At 40.6% G+C, this 16,254-nt stretch carries 16 protein-coding genes and 1 pseudogene; 10 read left to right on the top strand and 7 right to left on the bottom strand.

Annotated elements, in window-relative coordinates:
• From HMO_RS0111960 to HMO_RS0111990, 7 genes are all read left to right on the top strand, one after another.
• Nucleotides 1–253, top strand: a 253-nt coding sequence (locus HMO_RS0111960; protein WP_010303994.1) for a DDE-type integrase/transposase/recombinase, incomplete at its 5' end; no start/stop codon positions are given.
• A 101-nt stretch (nt 254–354) separates the two neighbouring features.
• Complete coding sequence (locus HMO_RS14960; protein WP_280956266.1) at nt 355–630, top strand: DDE-type integrase/transposase/recombinase; 276 nt, start codon at nt 355–357, stop codon at nt 628–630.
• A 202-nt stretch (nt 631–832) separates the two neighbouring features.
• Nucleotides 833–1,972: a hypothetical protein gene (locus HMO_RS0111970; RefSeq protein WP_010303997.1), complete on the top strand. Its 1,140-nt coding sequence runs from the start codon at nt 833–835 to the stop codon at nt 1,970–1,972.
• 541 nt (nt 1,973–2,513) lie between these two features.
• Nucleotides 2,514–3,071, top strand: a complete 558-nt coding sequence (locus tag HMO_RS0111975) for a recombinase family protein (RefSeq protein ID WP_010303998.1) — start codon at nt 2,514–2,516, stop codon at nt 3,069–3,071.
• Nucleotides 3,068–4,093, top strand: a complete 1,026-nt coding sequence (locus HMO_RS0111980) for a virulence RhuM family protein/type II toxin-antitoxin system death-on-curing family toxin (protein ID WP_010303999.1) — start codon at nt 3,068–3,070, stop codon at nt 4,091–4,093. The genes HMO_RS0111975 and HMO_RS0111980 overlap by 4 nt, the downstream gene beginning before the upstream one ends.
• Nucleotides 4,094–4,629: 536 nt before the next feature.
• On the top strand, nt 4,630–6,462 hold the full coding sequence (locus tag HMO_RS0111985) for a DUF637 domain-containing protein (protein ID WP_139016888.1): 1,833 nt from the start codon (nt 4,630–4,632) through the stop codon (nt 6,460–6,462).
• A gap of 61 nt (nt 6,463–6,523) precedes the next feature.
• Nucleotides 6,524–7,663 (top strand): PAS domain-containing sensor histidine kinase, encoded by a 1,140-nt coding sequence (locus tag HMO_RS0111990; RefSeq protein ID WP_175282127.1) that lies wholly within the window; start codon nt 6,524–6,526, stop codon nt 7,661–7,663.
• A gap of 26 nt (nt 7,664–7,689) precedes the next feature.
• Here the strand turns inward: HMO_RS0111990 and HMO_RS17700 are convergent, their stop codons facing one another.
• The 3 genes from HMO_RS17700 to HMO_RS17705 all read right to left on the bottom strand — a co-directional run bounded on the left by HMO_RS17700 (nt 7,690) and on the right by HMO_RS17705 (nt 9,838).
• Nucleotides 7,690–8,007 (bottom strand): SemiSWEET family transporter, encoded by a 318-nt coding sequence (locus HMO_RS17700; protein WP_010304002.1) that lies wholly within the window; start codon nt 8,005–8,007, stop codon nt 7,690–7,692.
• Nucleotides 8,008–8,121: 114 nt separating this feature from the next.
• Nucleotides 8,122–8,580 carry a TraR/DksA family transcriptional regulator gene (locus HMO_RS14965; protein WP_010304003.1) on the bottom strand — a complete coding sequence of 153 codons (459 nt, stop codon included), beginning with the start codon at nt 8,578–8,580 and terminating at the stop codon, nt 8,122–8,124.
• Nucleotides 8,581–9,664: 1,084 nt separating this feature from the next.
• Complete coding sequence (locus HMO_RS17705) at nt 9,665–9,838, bottom strand: Fic family protein (protein ID WP_083821314.1); 174 nt, start codon at nt 9,836–9,838, stop codon at nt 9,665–9,667.
• A gap of 533 nt (nt 9,839–10,371) precedes the next feature.
• On the opposite strand from HMO_RS17705, the gene HMO_RS0112005 reads away from it, so the two are divergent.
• Nucleotides 10,372–11,370: a response regulator gene (locus HMO_RS0112005; RefSeq protein WP_010304004.1), complete on the top strand. Its 999-nt coding sequence runs from the start codon at nt 10,372–10,374 to the stop codon at nt 11,368–11,370.
• A 268-nt stretch (nt 11,371–11,638) separates the two neighbouring features.
• A pseudogene (locus HMO_RS17400) lies at nt 11,639–12,043 on the top strand (Tn3 family transposase).
• 116 nt (nt 12,044–12,159) lie between these two features.
• Here HMO_RS17400 and HMO_RS0112010 read toward each other — a convergent pair.
• Both HMO_RS0112010 and HMO_RS0112015 read right to left on the bottom strand, forming a co-directional pair.
• On the bottom strand, nt 12,160–14,079 hold the full coding sequence (locus HMO_RS0112010; RefSeq protein WP_010304006.1) for a Ti-type conjugative transfer relaxase TraA: 1,920 nt from the start codon (nt 14,077–14,079) through the stop codon (nt 12,160–12,162).
• Nucleotides 14,045–14,467, bottom strand: coding sequence for a polymorphic toxin type 17 domain-containing protein (locus HMO_RS0112015; RefSeq protein WP_010304007.1), 423 nt, complete (start codon nt 14,465–14,467; stop codon nt 14,045–14,047). The genes HMO_RS0112010 and HMO_RS0112015 overlap by 35 nt, the downstream gene beginning before the upstream one ends.
• On the opposite strand from HMO_RS0112015, the gene HMO_RS17405 reads away from it, so the two are divergent.
• Nucleotides 14,462–14,620: a hypothetical protein gene (locus HMO_RS17405; protein WP_245528681.1), complete on the top strand. Its 159-nt coding sequence runs from the start codon at nt 14,462–14,464 to the stop codon at nt 14,618–14,620. The genes HMO_RS0112015 and HMO_RS17405 overlap by 6 nt on opposite strands.
• 176 nt (nt 14,621–14,796) lie before the next feature.
• On the opposite strand, the gene HMO_RS0112020 is transcribed toward HMO_RS17405, so the two are convergent.
• Nucleotides 14,797–15,198, bottom strand: coding sequence for a hypothetical protein (locus HMO_RS0112020; protein ID WP_010304008.1), 402 nt, complete (start codon nt 15,196–15,198; stop codon nt 14,797–14,799).
• On the bottom strand, nt 15,191–16,219 hold the full coding sequence (locus HMO_RS16260) for a hypothetical protein (protein WP_010304009.1): 1,029 nt from the start codon (nt 16,217–16,219) through the stop codon (nt 15,191–15,193). The genes HMO_RS0112020 and HMO_RS16260 overlap by 8 nt, the downstream gene beginning before the upstream one ends.
• Nucleotides 16,220–16,254 lie beyond the last annotated feature (35 nt).

The raw sequence follows: 16,254 nt of genomic DNA on the forward strand, positions 1-16,254 counted from the left end.
AGAAGGGCGTCTGGACGAACGCGTCAAGCATAGGCAAGTTAAATACCTCAACAACATCCTCGAACAAGACCATCGACGCATCAAACGCCGTACTCGCCCCATGTTAGGATTTCAATCATTTAAGACGGCTAACCGAACCCTCAAGGGAATTGAAGCTATGGTCATGATGCTCAAAGAGCAAACAGTTTATTTGACAAAAAGCTTCCAAGATCAGGTTCGGTTTTTCAATCGTCTTTTCAATGTTTACGCCTAAATTCTGTCCAAATTATCCCGCTCTGCAATCTCAGCTCGGCCTATTTCCAGATTTGCAACGGAAACCAAAAAAGAGGCCTCTCTTTTAAGGATAAGTGGCATATTGACGAAATGAGAGTCGTCATTAAAGGAGAAATCTTTTGGCTTTGGCGTCTGATTGATAGCCAGGGGGAAGAGATCGAAATCCTTCTTCAGAAAAGAAGAAATGCCAAATCTGCTATCCGTTTTTTAAAGAAGGCCCTAAAAATGGTGGGCTGTGTGCCTCGGCTCATGGTAACAGACAAACTGGGAAGCTATAAGAAAGCACACAAGATTGTATGCAGCTCTGCCGAATACCGCAGCCATAAGCGGCCTTGTATGTATTGTCCAACGGTTTGAAAAGGTAGAAAAATAGAGGGCGTCCGTTATCCAGGCTTTACCGTATCTTCTACGTAGGTACCACCCTTACGCATATATTTTCCAAGCCAACAGTAAGCCTTCTCTTCTATGGTCATATATGTTAAGTCGTTGCCTTACAAGATCCCCTAAGATTACCCAGGCAAACAGTGAGACTTGTTAGACTTTCAATAAAGAGACTAAAATGAAAAAAAATATATCTTTAACTGTATTACTTTTCTTATCCTTATATTTCTTAACCTTTAACGCCATTGGGAATGATATAAATCCTGAAAATCAGCCAGGATATGTCTATCACCGCCCTATCATTAAAGGTGATTTAAGTAATTTCCAGGACGAGAAAGTAATTATTTTATATCGCGGCGTAAATTGCTTAGAAAGCAAATTCACTCCAATTCAAAGGCAAAATTTTCTTGCCGAAAATCATGTTAACCAGGGGATGTTTGCTTCAGCGGCTTATGAATTATCCGGTTTAGATTATAATGTTCACGATGATCCGGATCTGATTGAGCACGCTCAGGCAGTTGCGGAGGATATTAACGTTCTCAACTTTAAAGCCCCTTACACAGTTAATGGCTGGCAATTTCCATCGAAAAGATTTGCTCTTCAGCAGCTTTATTCTAATAATTGTCTGGGATTTTACAAGCAACTTACGGATCCGGCGCCAGCGTATGCTCCCATATTTGATACCTTCGGCTTTACAAAGAATCCCATCCTTTCTTTTTCAGACAGAATAAAACATCCAGGCAAATATGGTTATGGAATAAAGAACTTTGGCCTCGATACTCCCCTTTCAGCTGAATATGATATAAACGGGAAGCCTAAACATCCTGTACTAGGCAAACTTTATGGGGTGATTTTGGATGAAGCTGCCGTGGAAGAATTACAACCGCTTAATGTTGCTAAAGCCCATCATTCAAATTACCTAACCCTGAATACCCATTATCGCAATGATATTCTAAGTGAACGCGAAATTGCGATTGCAGGTTATATTCCAGGGGAATATGTAGTCTTTGAAATGCCCCTTCAAGTGCCCTCTTTTCATCATGCTACTTGTCCGTCCTATTATGTTCAGAAATATGGGCTTTCCCAGGTGCGCTATCGAAACTATCGTCGTTTCTTCACTTCCCCTAATGCAACTCTAGAGGCTCGAAAAATGAAAGAGACTAAGTTAATTAGCGAGCTCATTCAAGCGGCCAACCAAGACAACAATTTACGGTATATGAATTGTCTTGATCCTTTTATTCCCAACCTTTTCGCTAATGAGTTCGGACGGTTAAATATTAATATCGGTCAGCTCAAGCTGGACTATACAATAGAGTAACAGAAGCTAAAAAACGAGGATGGCACAGAGAGTTTGTAAGGTCTGCTTTCAAATTTTTGTGCTTCCATAACAAATCTATTAAGGATATCTTTTTAACTGAATCTTATGTCCATTATGAAGTAAAAGGTAGGCTCTCTTAGCGGTTCCGTTGCAAGTTTTTGAGGAGTTAGTAATTTAGGGAAAAGCAGTTCTATAAATGAGCTAAATGATGAAGCCCAAAGAGTTTAGATATCGCCATTTTCTTCCCGACGTTATCTTGCAATGTGTGCGTTAATAAGCCTCTCATTTATATATCCAATAAAATTTTGCAAAAATTATATCGTTATAAGTATATAAGAAAACGGGTTTTAATAACAGGCTAATTAGCAGCTGTAAAATTAAAATAGAAAAGCGAGCTGTCAAATTTAGAGGGAGAATTTAATGTTCACTAAGTTATAACTTAGTAGACGTAAAACAATATCTGTTTTAAACTGTCTATAAAATCGTCTTTTTGCACGTTAGGAGACAGAGTGTCTATGAATCGATTTAAGCGACAAATTTCATGAGGCTTTTTGGGTATGCGCGTGTGTCAACGAGTCAGCAGTCTTTAGATATTCAAGTTAAGGCTCTTAAAGAGGCTGGGGTAAGAAAAGACCGCATATTTACCGATAAAGCTTCTGGCAAGGAATTAGACAGAGCAGGATTGAATTTGCTTAAGCTTAAAGTGGAGGAGGGAGATGTCCTCCTGGTAAAGAAGCTCGATAGGCTTGGACGCGATACCTCCGATATGGTCAACCTTGTCAAAGAATTTGATCGTATGGGGGTAAAGATCCGCTTTCTCGATGACGGTATTAGCACAGAAGGGCCCATGGGTAAAATGGTGGTTACCATTTTAACGGCTGTGGCCGAGGCTGAGCGGCATCGTATTCTCGAACGAACGAATGAAGGCCGTCTAGAGGCTAAGTTAAAAGGGATAAAATTTGGTCGCAAGAGAACAATTGATAGAGATAAAGTAAAGTCTTTCCGTTCCGCCGGCATGGGTGCAACCGAGATAGCAAAACAAGCTGGTATTGGAAGATCAACTGTATACAAGCTTCTTAAAGAGATGGATAGGCGATGAATCATATTAACACCGACCCACAAAATCAAATGCTGATATATCAGTCTGAAGATGGCAGTTTTCAAACCGAGGTGCGTCTCGAATCAGACTCTGTCTGGCTGAGTCAGAAGCAAATGTCAGAATTGTTTGGAACCTCCACGGACAATATAGGGTTACACCTTAAAAATATCTATACTGAAGGAGAGTTGTCGGAAGATGGAACTACCGAGGCTTTCTCGGTAGTTCAATTAGAGGGTAAAAGAAAGATTAAAAGACATGTCAAGCATTACAATCTAGATGCCATTATTTCTGTAGGCTATCGAGTGAATTCCAAACAAGGAACGCAATTTAGGATTTGGGCTAATAAAGTACTCAAGGGATATCTGTTAGAGGGATATGCTTTAAATGAGTCTCGATTAAGACAACAAATTGAAAAAATAGTTCTGCTGAAAGAAACGTTAGCTATTTTTCAAAGGGCACAGCAAGAGTCCTTAGCTAACACCGAAGCACAAGGCCTTTTATCACTCTTAACAGAGTATACTCATAGCTTTGTTTTATTGAACCAATACGATACAGGAAATTTACCAAGAGAGGGGTTATCTAGAAATGTATCTGCTGCAATTGATGAGGAGGAAGCAATATTAGCTGTTAAAAACCTCAAAGAAAAGCTCATGGCGCAAAATGAGGCGACACCTTTATTTGGACAGACTAAAGATGATAGCTTTAAAGGTATTTTGGGTAATATTATTCAGAGTTTTGATGGCAAATATCTGTATCCTAGCATAGAAGAGCAGGCGGCACATTTACTGTATTTTATTGTAAAAAATCATCCTTTCACTGATGGAAATAAGCGTATTGGTGCATTTATGTTCATATGGTTTCTACAAAGGAATATGCACCATTTGAAAAAGAGTGGGGAGCCGAAGATAAATGATAATGCATTGGTTGCAATTACACTCCTGGTTGCGCAGAGCCAACCAGTCGAAAAAGACATCATGATTGATTTGATAGTAAATTTAATTAAAGAGCAGTCGAGCCCTTAATGAAGTGTGAAGTTTCAAGAGAAACGCTACACTTCAGCTATCTTTACGTGCATTAGTTTATCTCTATAAAAGCATCATTATTAATATAGAATTTTATTGCTCGTATATAATCGTTCTCAGATGTCAACACCGGTTTAAAAATGATACAGATGAGAAGAGATCACCGATTTAAAAATGATACAAGAGAGATCATTTTTTAAATGGAAGTATATGGTGTTCCATTACCATATAATGAAAAGTTTAGAATATTGGATTTAGATGAGAAGAATTACCATGAATATATTCATGAGCATACAGATTGGGAGAGAATCCATCAGTTGATGCACCTTACACGGACCTCAGATTAAGGCAGGGCCGAAACTATCTGTTTACTCCCAGGCAGACATCGAAATTAACGATGTCCAGCATGTGTCCGAGCATCAAGCTGAGCTTACTACTAAAAAGCGCGGCTTTGGGGGAACCAAAAAACAGCCCATCAGCTTTCCTCCTCAACTACCGTTTCTCAAGGCGCCCAGTTGGAAGCCGAGCAAGTTGAAATGGCATCGGTTAATAGCAATGTTAAGTTGGTCAATCCAACGATTAACGGCACCAAAGCTTCCGTAACGGCGCCGCAAGGAATCGTTAGGTTTAATGCGGGTGTCAATCACACGCTGCTCGCGTCCAGCACCACCAAGAAAAGTCCGATGTGGCAATCTGCAAAACAGCATAAAGAAGAACATAAAACTTATGCCTATCCTTCACTGAATTGTCCTGTTGAAGTAACTTCTCAAGAAACCATTGCTCAGGTGGTTAACGGAAAACCTGCCCTGTATCTTGATCAGATCACCTTAAATGGGGGGAAGTTAACTCAAGAAGCTCTGCAGGAGATTCATGAAGTTCACATTAAAAAGGTTAAGGGGCCTGGTCAAGCCTTAGGGGCTCTAATCGCTTTGGCCATGACAATCCTGACCTATGGTGCCGGAGCGGGCTTTGCTGCAGGGGGCTTTGCGGGATCGATAGGTTTTGCGAAAGGCACGGCCCTGTGCGCTATGGTTAATGCCGGTGCCGCCTCTTTGTCGACGCAGCTGGTCAATGGGATGTTGAGCCACAGCGGCAACCTAGGTAAAGCCATCCAGGGTGTAAACACCAAGGCGCTCCTAATATCTGTTGCCAGCGCTGGCATCACCCATGGCTTGAGTACTGAATTCAATATTGCTAAGCCTGATATGCTGACAATTGACTCATTGAGCAATTCTGAGATCTTCATGCAGCATTTACAGTATAATTTGATGCAGTCGGGAGTCTCGGCCACCTTATCCATGGTTGTTAACGGCGAAGCCCCCAAGGACGCCTTAGTCAATGGCTTGAAGAGTGTGGTGGCTAATACGGTTGGTGGATTTATGGCCAACCAGATTGGCAGCTTATATAATGATGGGAGCTTGGATTATGTCACCCATAAACTTATGCACAGCTTAGTGGGTGGGTTAATGGGTGCCATTATTTGCGATAAGCCTGAACGCGGAGCTCTCGCAGGAGCGATTGGGGCTTTTGCTGCAGAAGTCGTGGCCGAAGCGGTAGCCGGAGATACCCAATCTCTCACGGATCGCATTGCTAGGAAAGCCCGGGCCGAAGGACGGATCCTCAGCGAAGAAGAGTTTACCAAGCAATTCCAGGCAGGCTTAATGGAGTCCGCTCAGTGGGGCAAGCTGGGCGCTGCTTTGGCAACCTTGATCGCTCATCAAGATGTCAATGTCGGCATCCAAACCGGCGCCAATGCTGTTGAAAATAACTTCCTCATCTTTGCTTACTATGCAGCCGTTACCGCCGGTATCCTCTATTCAGGGTACAAGATTGCAGAAGTCCTTGACAAAGAAGGACCCGAAGCTGCTTTAAAACAGTTGGGAATTGAAATAGTTACCAATGTTGTTGGGGGCGCTGCCTTTCGGGTTGGGGCACCGGTGGTTTTCCGCTTTGCTGGCAAAGTGTATACGAGCGTGAAAGAGGTAGTCAACGCTGCTTTGAGTTACACACCGGGGTTAAAAACTGCCCTTGGAAGTACGCTTGAACGGTTGATTGTGGCCGCGGAGAAAATGATTAGCAGTTATGCTGAGAAATATGCCGCTTCTGCGGTCGGTAAGAAAGTTGCAGAAATTGAAAGCAAGCTTATTCAAACTGAAGCTAAAGTTGTAAATGAAGTAAGAGAAGTCGGGCAAAAGGTTAACCAGAAATTTGTTGAAGTCAGAAAGACTTATCAATTAAATAGATTCCTTAATCAAAATTGGCAAAAAAAATTCGGTATTAAAGATACTTGGAATAAATATGCTGTATTGTTTCAAGAACAAGCACTACACCATATAAGCGCTACTTTGTATATAGAGATTATGCTCTAAAATGAGTGCACCATAAATAAGATTAGACAGAACTATGATACACAACTCAATGCCTTTTTCTATGATAGCTAATCGTGAATATAGTAATGACAGATTGGGTGATAATATTTTCAAGAATATTGTGCAACAGCTCCCTGTTCCCGTAATTATCTTTGATAATGATCTCCGCTTTATGGTAGCAAGTGACCGCTTCTTCGAAGAATCACCTTTAAAAAAGGAAAATGTGAAAATAGGCGACCATTGGTACAAGCTTATTCCTGATATGCCTCTAAAATGGAGAATGATACATCAGAAATGCTTAAAGGGAGAAGATTTAAAATGTGATGAAGATCCTTTTCCCCGAGAAGATGGAAGTACAGAATGGTGGAAATGGCGAATAAAGCCCTGGTTTCAACGAGCCGGCGATATAGGAGGGATAATTTTATATGTTGAGAATATTACTGAGAAAAAGAAGACAGAGAATGGGCTTTTAAAGAATATCCGTTCTCTAGAGAAGTCTAATAATAATCTCTCAAAGTTTGCTCATATATGTGCTCACGATCTCCACCAGTCACTTAGGACTATTTCTCTTTATACTCAAATTATGCAAACAGATCATAGTATAGGTTTAAATCCCGCGTTAAATAAATATATGAATCGTATTATTGATGCCGTTGATCAAATGCGAAACTTTATTCGCAGCATGCTTGACCTTTCCCATTCGAAAGATAAAAAGCTTTTACTGACGAATGTCTGTATGAACGAAGTTGTTCAGAGAGTGGTGATAGCTCTCAAGAAAGAAATCGAGTATAAACAAGCAGTAATTAAGTATAATAATCTACCCTCAGTTCGAGCCAACAAATACCTTATAACTCAATTGATGCAGAATTTGATTTTTAACTCCCTTAAATATAGTGGCGAATCCATTCCGACAATTGAAATAAACGCAGAGGATAAAGGAAAGCTTCTCCTATTCTCTGTACAGGATAATGGCATAGGCATTGAAAAGAAGCACTTAAAGAAAATCTTTTATGAACGCAAACGCATTAATCCTACCCAACAACAAGGCTCAGGTCTTGGACTTAGTCATTGTAATAAGATTATAAAGGAACATGGGGGAAAGATATGGGCAACTTCGACTATCAATGAGGGAACAACCATTTTCTTTATTATCCCTAAAGCAGCAATAGAAGTATCTTACCCAAGTGATAGTTCTCTCTAGAGAGAGCTAAATCATGTTCTAAATATTTACAAAAATATAATTGTAACTATTAAGTTGATGACAGTTAATAGGGAACACAGTAGATAAGACATAATTAAAGGCTGATCTTTTAAGCGAATTGCATAAAAAAGCCAGCTTAAAGAACAGAATAATGCCACCCCTAAACCAGGCACAGATATATCGCCCGAACTTTGAGTTTGTAGAGTTTTAAGTATTTGTAATAAGCTGGGGAATTGGGCAAGTATTGCAATAATCTTCATATATCTAAACATAAAGGTATACTTTGCTTGATTGCTATCAGAGGTAGAAGTGCTATTTGAGATCTTTTGTCTTGAACTACTCATATTTCCTAGGTGTTACTTATTATATATTACAGAAAATTATACATCCTTTGTAGCTAAGGGGCGATACAGCTTAATTAATTAAAAGCCTGTCCAAGCTCTTTGCTGATTACTATTCTAGTAAAAAGTTCTCGCGGAAGGAGAAGATTTTGAATTAATGTTTGCTACTTTCTCTAATTGCTCCTGAGCCCAAACGCATAAACGTGCAATTGGATAAGATTCTAATCTTGCTACTCCTATAGGATTACCCGTATGTTCACAATAACCATATGTACCATTTGTGATACTAGCAAGTGCAGCATCGATTTGTCTTAAAAGCATTTTCTTGTGCTCTATACAAGCTACTTGAGGGTAATTTATCTCTTTATTAGAGCAGTTATCTAAGGGGTCATTTTCCCGAGTAGTTACATCAGCCAAACTGTCGACTGATGATTGTTCAGATTTTATAAGGCTATTTTTCCATCCGACTAACTTGCTATAAAAGTAGGCCATCATTTCATTTGACATATAGGAGTCATCTAACTCTGGTCTATATCCTTTTAAATTAATAGCTTCTTTAGAGAAAGATTTTTCCATAGGTATATCCTCTTAAAATAAATTTAGTTCAGAATAAATTTTAAGCATATAAATTGTGGCTTAAAGGCCATCTCAATAGCTTGAAATTGTAAACTTAATTAAGAAATAAATTGCGTCCTAGGGGTATGTTAAAATATATAAATTTTTCATCATTTTTCTTCCTAAGCTAGTGTTCTTTGCATAGCAGCTGTGCGAGAATCATCACACGTTCAAAGATGCATTATTCAATCACATAAGAGTATGAATTTTTATCTTTCAGAAGCTTCTCTTCTCTAAGAGAAGAATATTTGCTTAATTTATATTGCTATACTGTATAGTCTTGTCGAGATATTTATAGGGTACACAATTCAAATAATCAGGCTTGATTCTAAGTTCAAACGGCTTCTACAGAACTATTATTTTTGAGGAATCTTATAATAAATAGATATAAGGTTACCTAAAGTTAAGGATCAAATCTATAAACAGCGCATAATCTATATTTCTACCCGCACGGCAAGACAAAAATTTCTTAAAATTTGCTTCTATTCCTGAACACCATACGCACAATCTTAATCTTCCCGAGCTCTCCTTAAGCCTTAATCTTCTTGCAAAGTGTAGTAAGCTAGATACGCTGCATCCTTATGGAGATATTATATGGGATACCTAGGGATATGACTTCCCCTTAAAGGAGAACAGAGTATTAAAGCTCTTAGTTCTTAAGAGTGAGAGGTTAAGCAGGCGACCGAATTTAAGGTTCTTATTAGAAAGCTATCTGATAGGGTATGCCTGCTCCCTGTTCATATTTCTAGATAAACTTGTCTTAGTGGCTCATTTAAAGCATACACGGCCGTTCTTTTGGAAATCTTTCTCTGCTCTACAATCTTCTTATTAGTTAGGTGCATCTCCGAGTAGTTTTTAAAGCATTCATAGACAATAGAAGCTGCTGGTGAAAGTTTCTAAATATTAATGAGGCACTCATAGTAGATATCAACATTTTCTAAGGCTTCGCTAATAATCTTAATCATATTGTTTAGAAAGTATTGAACTCTGTAATGCATGGGGTCTGAGTCCTACACTCTCTCAGAGTACTTATTTAAGATAATTCTTAATGGTTCTCAATATGCTGGTTAATAGCTATAAGAGGCATAACAAATTTAATAGCTTCCTGATTTGATTGTAAAAGAGCGAGCGCAAAAAGCTCTCTTCCTAGCCTGCCATTTCCGTCTTGAAAAGGATGTATGAATAAGAAATGGAAAACAAATTCGCTTGCAACTGCAATAGTTCAGGGGTCTTTTTTTATGGCGTGATTATATCAACTTATTAAGTCTATCATTGCAGCTTGCGTAATGAGGCCTCTTTCAGCAATAACCTTTGACCATAATCTATCACTCTCAATGCGCCTTCTTGGAATATTATAGCTTCTTGATGGAGATTTTATGGATCCATAATTAATACCTATCAGGGATAATTTTTAAGGGATTTAGCTTGCTGATCCTTACTTATCTTCCCTAACACTTCCCGAAAACTTACTCTTAATAAATTATTTTCAATACTTCGCTTGGGGCAACCTTGGCTTTCTATTGCTAAATGGACAAGAAGAGGTGCTGAATATAAGATCGAAAATTTATCCACAATTCTGGGGATAACTCAGCAATTTATTAATAGTTTGTTAACCTATAAGCGGCACAAAATAAACTTGTTCACCACTTTGCCTAGTTTTTAGGCTTATCAAAGATTGAAAATTTAGAATATATTTATTATTAACTATTCTATAGCAACATAGCTCTAAATGTGCTCATCCAAGGACCACTAATGATAAATCAATTATTCTGCTGTTATTTTCCCACAAAAGTTGTTTTTGTGGATGATAATAAAAGTTTCTTAAAAAGTATGCGTCCTCTTCTGGATGATAATATTGCTAGTTATGATTTTTTCGATAATCCATATAACGCTTTAGACTTTATCAATGGAATCCAAGGTATTGATTTCTTGCCCTCGGCTTTCCCTGCTCGCCCCCACATAGATGAGGAACTTTATAAAGCTATCTATAGCTCTCGGCGTTATGAAGAAGTATCCACCGTCATTGTGGACTATGAAATGCCTGGCATAAAAGGATTAGAATTCTGCGAAAAGCTTGCAAACCCTTATATTCGTAAAATCTTGTATACTGGAGTTGCTGATGAAACTATGGCGATTGAAGCCTTTAATAACGGCATTATTGATGGTTACATCCGTAAAAAGGGTCCTGATCAAGATGTTCTGGTACGAGAATTTGTTATTATGAGTCAGCTAAAATACTTTAAGGCGCTCTCCGATGTGTCGATTGAAGTGTTGCTCAAGAAAGATATTGTATATGACAACCATCGAGATGCTCCTTTTTATGATCCCATGTTTATTAAGTATTTTAATGAGCTCATAAAGAAGAATAATATTAGTGAATATTATTTTAATGATTATATTGGTGGATTTGTATTTCTGACATCTCAGGGTAAGACTAGTGCTCTTTACACATTAGGAAGTGAAATCTTTGATGACGTGCAGTCAGAATTTATTATAACTCTTAAAAAAGAAGATGCTAAGAATAAACGGTTAGCTTTATTAGTTAAGGAATTGGAGCAGGAGCGTAAAACGATTTGTTTGCCATTTCAGGGTAATAACCAGCACCCAGATGCTAGAAATTGGGAAGAATATGCTTATCCTTTGGATATTGTGCAAGGAAAAAACACGTATTATGTAGCGTACGTGCCAGAAGTTAACTATATTAACTCTCCCGATATTTTTTCTTTCGAAAGATACCACCGCGATAGATAAAAGCGATTACTTTCAGCATAAATCTATGCAATTTAGATAATTTTTATGGATGGATTGATTGGCCCCCTTTCTTATTACTGGACGAGGTCACCTCACTGAGTACAATCACGACCACTTATTCTTTTATTAAGGGGAAACTTAGAATAAAGTAGGTAAATTTATTCTCATATAGTACACCAGCTGTAAACCTACCAAACTTAATGCAAGAGCGATCAGCGCAAAAGCCAATAGTATCCCTAGAGATATCCAAGGGCCAGGCATTATTCGCTTGGCTGCTAGTGTCATAATCCTCCGGGGTGGTTCAAGTGATATACTTATTCAACTGGCATCCTTTCAACATCAAAATAAGTTAACAATTACGCTTCACGAAATAGAACCTATGGAGCGCACCATTTTTATTCTTAGCTGGATCAGTTCCCTTTTCCTGCAGTGGCGCACACAGATGGAACTTCATCATACTCTTAAATGAGTTCTAAACTGGAACCCTAGAGGTGAGATCACTAATCGCATATCAGAGAGCCAGCATTTACGAATGATGCATTTCAACTTGCTTGCTGCCATCATCATCTATTGGAATACTAAACATCTAGGTCGTATCACTCATGCTATGGAACAGAATGAAATAATCATACCGTCAGAGAAACTGGCACATCTCTGGCCTCTTGAATGTTAGCATATCATCATTATAGTGTGCTATAAGATGGTGATCATTTATCCTTAACATAATTCCCTGTACTTTCCTGCAAACTAGCCCTTTTTGGGGGTTTCCATAAAAATATCACCATATTATTAGCGGCTTAAGTCGCGACTTAAACTGCGGGTTTGTTGTTGGATTTGTTGTTTCTCATGGTCTTTTGCGAGAGCTTGCACATCTTGATGTAAGTCGGGGTACCAACCCCGCATATAAAACATAGCATTGTCATCTTTTGCAAGAGCCACTGCTTGCTTAGCGAGCGCTTGTTTATCCCCGAGGGTGGTTTTACCTTGAGCTTCGGCTTCTTTGTAAGAGTGATAAGCCTCTCGGAAAGCAAGGACATCTTTCTCAAACTGAGGCCGGTAAGAAGAGACCGGTGCTTGGTCTGGCGTTGCCTTAGCCGCGCTCATCCGAGAAGGAGAAGTTACGTTATGTTGCTTCTGCATTTTGGCTAACATCTCTTTCCAAGACGCTTTAGGGGCTTGCGGCAAGGATGGAGCAGAGGAAGAGCGGAAGAATTGAGCTTTCGCTTGCTGATACTCTTGCAAAGTTCTCCCGGTGGCTTGGAAGATACGTTTTTCCATATCCTGTTTCTCTAGATCAGCCAACATTTCCTTCCATGACTTAGGAGCCTCTGCGGTAGGAAGATTTATTTCTGGTTGAGGAGGAGTGGAGTCTAAGGAGACAGCCTTGTCCTGATTAAGGGCCTTTGCACGCTGAGCCTCAGATGGAGCAGTCTCCACTAGAATCGCCTCAAACGGGGGATCCTTGTGCAACCAATGGTTGAGGCTGCGTTTGGCCGTATAATGAATGGCTTTCAGGGTATTGGTGACTTTCTCCAAAGCTTCCCGGATAATCGAGCTCTCTTCTTTGACCAGCTTTAAAGCCTGATCAGTATCGATATAGTCGAGTGAAGATAGCTTTTCTTGCTGTTTTGAGAGCTGTTTAACTAAGACCCCTTCTGTCCAAAACTCTTGAGAACTGCCATAAATATAGGCGTCTTCACGGTGACGTGTTAAGGCCACATACGAGAGATTGCTGTGGAAATGGTTAGAGGCCAGGATAAAGCTTTTATCATTAGTCGCCCCTTGCTGCTTGTTGATATTAATGGCCCAGCCTAAGTCAAAGTAAGGATAAAGCTTAGAGGCAAAAGAAACGAGTTCGCCCTGTTTCCCGTCTTTACCATCTAAGCGGACTTTTAATTTGGTCGCATTAATCTCTTCAATGGTGCCGAGCATACCATTGCGAACGCCTAAGCCTTGATCATTCTTCATAAACAGAAGGCGATCGCCTTTAGAAAAAGCACGTTGCTTTTGAAGTTTACTTTGGTCGCCGAAATCATTCTCTTCCAGGCGCATAATCGTATGAGTAAAGCTTTGCTTGTCGACCGCTCCATCTTGGATACGCAGCAGACGAGCTTGCTCATTTAAGGCTTCCGTCTCTTTCAAGGTAAAAGCCATTAAGACATGGGATTTATGAGGCTCCGCTTGAATGGAGGCATGCCAATCCCGCATCAAGGCCGCTTGAGTCGCTTGCTTGGGCTGACAGATAAAGGCTTCACCGTCTCTCCTTTGGTTGTCGAGGCCCCATTGCTGCACGAGGCGCTGGAGTTGATAATTTTGCAACGGTGGGGCTGTTTCAGGAATGAGATGCGCCGCAAGACGATAAGGATCCGTCTTTAAGATCTGTAGAGCGGGGCGGCAAGCATCAATATTCTGAGTGATAGCTTGGGCCGCTTCAGCTTCAAGCTGTTTCCACTGTTCTAGCTGACCGTTTCCGCGCTCCTTTTCAGCAGCATTGAGCTCAAGGCCACTGCGGAAGCTCCAGCCGACCAGCTTTTGCGAGCGAACAGCCGTATTAAAGGTCTCTACAAGGCCTACATAATTCTTTGCGCCTGACAAGCTCTGAATAGAGGGTAAAGGTTCATCAACAATCTTTATCCGCCCCTGGTCGTGATACTTCTGCAAGGCCGCTTCAGTTTCACCGCGGCCAAAGTGCTGCGTAGCCTCTTTCATCCCCGCGCGAAGCCCATCCGAGCTTACTCTGACCCTGCTTTGACAATTGAATATCCCATTCAAAAGATTGACCCTGAGTTCTAGAGGACCCCTGAACCCACTCATTTCCGAATCTGTCTATATAACCCTTATTGTCTCCTCTCGTTAATGGCATAGATGGGTTATAGTTCTTCCTTGGTATAAAGCGGATCTTTCCTTTAATGGGTAACTTAGCTTCTTTTAACCTAGATTTTATCGAATGTTTTTGATCTCTTGTCAATATCTGTATCTGCGGCCCATCATAAATCTCGAAGCCTTCAAGAGTAATATTGATGCTGGAGGGTGCCTGGTCAAAGCCTTCGATACCTGGTCTTGCAGGCTCTGGAATAGGAGTCGACAGTATTTGCACCTTTGTGGGCTCGGTGGTGAAACCTTCATCAACCCAGCCTTCGACGGGATCGGTGGTTTCGCAGTGGCTGGTGCTGCTGCCAGAAACTCTTTCCTTTCCTTTATCCGTGCTGGGATTATAGACGCCGGGAATGGCTGTGTCCGCGGCTGCTAAATTATAGGTATGGCGCTGCAGCCAAGCTTGACCTTGTCTGGAAAGTCCATTTGGTAGAAGAGAGTTGATAACCTTACCTTAACTTGACAGTAAACTCATAACTGATAAACAGGTAACTATGACTTGACTGTCTAATCAAGTTTAAACTTTTACATCTAAAACTTAAGCCGGAACTGTCAAGATATAGGTTGCTTTTTTAATTGAAGGTAATTAATACCTAAGAAGTTATCTATATCATCTAAAGCTGATCCTGCTTGGCCACTTAAATCGATATCATTTCCTAAATAGGAATCAATAACACATTGCAAAGTGAAAGGATCAACAAGTCGATCATATACTCTTGCTATATGCCCGACAGCTGTCATAGTTAGCCCTTTAATATCTGGATCATCCGAGGTGATATACTTTCTACATACCCTATCCGCCAAATCAAAATCTATTTCATTAAAGGAGGCCACTAAAATACAGTCCAATATATCTTGCTTTGACACGCTTAATTTATCTTCTAGGATCATAGAGATAAGCTCTTTTGCTTCCTCATCGTTTGTTATTGATGAAAATATACTTTGTTTAGTCATTTTGGGAGATTATCTTTCCTTTTTTTGTTACCTTACCAGCTTTTATGAGAGCATTCTTCATTTTCTGATCTAATCCACGCTTTTCATCACTGCTATCCCAGGTTCTCACATGACCATGCCAAGTACCATCATTAGTATTATTGAATACCACAAATTCTCCAGTTTGAGAATCAACAGCAACTCGCCTTCTAGGATTAGCGGGATCATATACAATTGATTGCTCAAGAGTAGCTTGGGGATGAGAGGGGGCTCGTGACTTGTATCCCTGAGAGTTAGAATGATGATAAGGAGCCCCTTTATAAATTAGATCCTCATTTGTCAATATCTGTATCTGCGGACCATCATAAACATCAAAGCCTCCAAGAGTAATACCGATGCTTGATGGTGCCGGATCGAAGCCTTCGATGTCTGGTCTTGCGGGCTCCGGCATAGGTGTTGAGAGGACGTTAACTTCACCCTGATGGGTGTCAAATCCTTGGTCGACCCAGCCTTCGACAGGATCGGTAGTCTCGCAGTGGCTGATGCTGCTACCGGAAACTCTTTCCTTTCCTTTATCCGTGCTGGGATTATAGACACCTGGAATGGCTGTGTCGGCGGCGGCTAAGTTATATGTATGGCGCTGCAGCCAAGCTTGACCTTGCTGGAAATGAGATGATTCATAGGCTTGCTTAAGATCTTCGCGTTCGGCAGCGGCTTGACTTTCTTTGGCCCGTTCACGGTCTTGATACCATTCAAAACCTTTATAGACTCCATACACTGTACCTAATGCAGCTGCTGTCATTAGCGCTGTATTAGGATTCAAAGGAACTTTACCGAACCCAGCTGCTGCTACCTCAAAGATCGCGGGGGCTCCGCCAGCCGTGGCGGCGGCTAAGCGTGGCATAGCTCCTTGCATTATCTGGCCTGCGGCCGTTGCGGTGGCGGCCAGACTGGCCATCATCACCGAAGGGGTGGATGAGCTTGAACTGGAGGCTGCATAGCCAGAAACCTGTGCCAGATCAGGGACGGTGTGGCTCGCCAAGGCCTGCTTGGCCCGCTCAATGATATCAAATTATC

It is taken from the genome of Candidatus Odyssella thessalonicensis L13 (genome assembly GCF_000190415.1).
Classification (GTDB): Bacteria; Pseudomonadota; Alphaproteobacteria; order Paracaedibacterales; family Paracaedibacteraceae; genus Paracaedibacter; species Paracaedibacter thessalonicensis.

Coding starts and splice junctions, on each gene's coding strand:
- HMO_RS0111980 (WP_010303999.1), top strand. CDS start 3,068: ATGAATCATATTAACACCGACCCACAAAATCAAATGCTGATATATCAG.
- HMO_RS0112020 (WP_010304008.1), bottom strand. CDS start 15,198: ATGACTAAACAAAGTATATTTTCATCAATAACAAACGATGAGGAAGCA.
- HMO_RS0112005 (WP_010304004.1), top strand. CDS start 10,372: ATGATAAATCAATTATTCTGCTGTTATTTTCCCACAAAAGTTGTTTTT.
- HMO_RS14965 (WP_010304003.1), bottom strand. CDS start 8,580: ATGGAAAAATCTTTCTCTAAAGAAGCTATTAATTTAAAAGGATATAGA.
- HMO_RS0111990 (WP_175282127.1), top strand. CDS start 6,524: ATGATAGCTAATCGTGAATATAGTAATGACAGATTGGGTGATAATATT.
- HMO_RS0111975 (WP_010303998.1), top strand. CDS start 2,514: ATGAGGCTTTTTGGGTATGCGCGTGTGTCAACGAGTCAGCAGTCTTTA.
- HMO_RS0111985 (WP_139016888.1), top strand. CDS start 4,630: ATGGCATCGGTTAATAGCAATGTTAAGTTGGTCAATCCAACGATTAAC.
- HMO_RS0111970 (WP_010303997.1), top strand. CDS start 833: ATGAAAAAAAATATATCTTTAACTGTATTACTTTTCTTATCCTTATAT.
- HMO_RS17700 (WP_010304002.1), bottom strand. CDS start 8,007: ATGAGTAGTTCAAGACAAAAGATCTCAAATAGCACTTCTACCTCTGAT.
- HMO_RS0112010 (WP_010304006.1), bottom strand. CDS start 14,079: ATGAAAGAGGCTACGCAGCACTTTGGCCGCGGTGAAACTGAAGCGGCC.